This window comes from Enterobacter sp. ENT03 (assembly GCF_019218745.1).
In the GTDB taxonomy this organism is placed as follows: Bacteria; Pseudomonadota; Gammaproteobacteria; order Enterobacterales; family Enterobacteriaceae; genus Enterobacter_D.
Genome location: NZ_JAHUXA010000038.1, coordinates 1 through 1637 on the forward strand (window position 1 = coordinate 1; position 1637 = coordinate 1637).

General features: G+C 53.0%; 1 tRNA gene and 1 rRNA gene. Both read left to right on the forward strand.

Annotated features, from left to right (window positions below):
- Positions 1-1198, forward strand: a 16S ribosomal RNA gene (locus KW828_RS21605); the annotation flags it as partial.
- Positions 1199-1284: 86 nt separating this feature from the next.
- Positions 1285-1359 (forward strand) — tRNA-Glu (locus tag KW828_RS21610).
- Positions 1360-1637 lie beyond the last annotated feature (278 nt).

Here is a 1637-nt window from a genome sequence, read left to right on the forward strand (position 1 = left end):
CGGGAGGCAGCAGTGGGGAATATTGCACAATGGGCGCAAGCCTGATGCAGCCATGCCGCGTGTATGAAGAAGGCCTTCGGGTTGTAAAGTACTTTCAGCGGGGAGGAAGGTGTTGTGGTTAATAACCGCAGCAATTGACGTTACCCGCAGAAGAAGCACCGGCTAACTCCGTGCCAGCAGCCGCGGTAATACGGAGGGTGCAAGCGTTAATCGGAATTACTGGGCGTAAAGCGCACGCAGGCGGTCTGTCAAGTCGGATGTGAAATCCCCGGGCTCAACCTGGGAACTGCATTCGAAACTGGCAGGCTAGAGTCTTGTAGAGGGGGGTAGAATTCCAGGTGTAGCGGTGAAATGCGTAGAGATCTGGAGGAATACCGGTGGCGAAGGCGGCCCCCTGGACAAAGACTGACGCTCAGGTGCGAAAGCGTGGGGAGCAAACAGGATTAGATACCCTGGTAGTCCACGCTGTAAACGATGTCGACTTGGAGGTTGTGCCCTTGAGGCGTGGCTTCCGGAGCTAACGCGTTAAGTCGACCGCCTGGGGAGTACGGCCGCAAGGTTAAAACTCAAATGAATTGACGGGGGCCCGCACAAGCGGTGGAGCATGTGGTTTAATTCGATGCAACGCGAAGAACCTTACCTACTCTTGACATCCACGGAACTTGGCAGAGATGCCTTGGTGCCTTCGGGAACCGTGAGACAGGTGCTGCATGGCTGTCGTCAGCTCGTGTTGTGAAATGTTGGGTTAAGTCCCGCAACGAGCGCAACCCTTATCCTTTGTTGCCAGCGATTCGGCCGGGAACTCAAAGGAGACTGCCAGTGATAAACTGGAGGAAGGTGGGGATGACGTCAAGTCATCATGGCCCTTACGAGTAGGGCTACACACGTGCTACAATGGCATATACAAAGAGAAGCGACCTCGCGAGAGCAAGCGGACCTCATAAAGTATGTCGTAGTCCGGATCGGAGTCTGCAACTCGACTCCGTGAAGTCGGAATCGCTAGTAATCGTGGATCAGAATGCCACGGTGAATACGTTCCCGGGCCTTGTACACACCGCCCGTCACACCATGGGAGTGGGTTGCAAAAGAAGTAGGTAGCTTAACCTTCGGGAGGGCGCTTACCACTTTGTGATTCATGACTGGGGTGAAGTCGTAACAAGGTAACCGTAGGGGAACCTGCGGTTGGATCACCTCCTTACCTGAAAGAACCTGCCTTGCAGTGTCCACACAGATTGTCTGATAGAAAGTAATGAGCAAGACGGCTACGAAGTCGTGACACATCGTGTCCCCTTCGTCTAGCGGTTAGGACTCCGCCCTTTCACGGCGGCAACAGGGGTTCGAATCCCCTAGGGGACGCCACTTGCTGGGTGTGAGTGAAAGGCACAACCAATCAGTATCTCAAAACAGACTTGCGAGTCTCGTTTGAGATATTTGCTCTTTAAAAATCTGGATCAAGCTGAAAATTGAAACGACGCACTGTTTCTTTTCTCCGTAATAAGAAAAGAAAAACGGTGTGTTCGAGTCTCTCAAATTTTCGCAATCAGAAGTGAAACATCTTCGGGTTGTGAGGTTAAGCGACTAAGCGTACACGGTGGATGCCCTGGCAGTCAGAGGCGATGAAGGGCGTGCTAATCTGC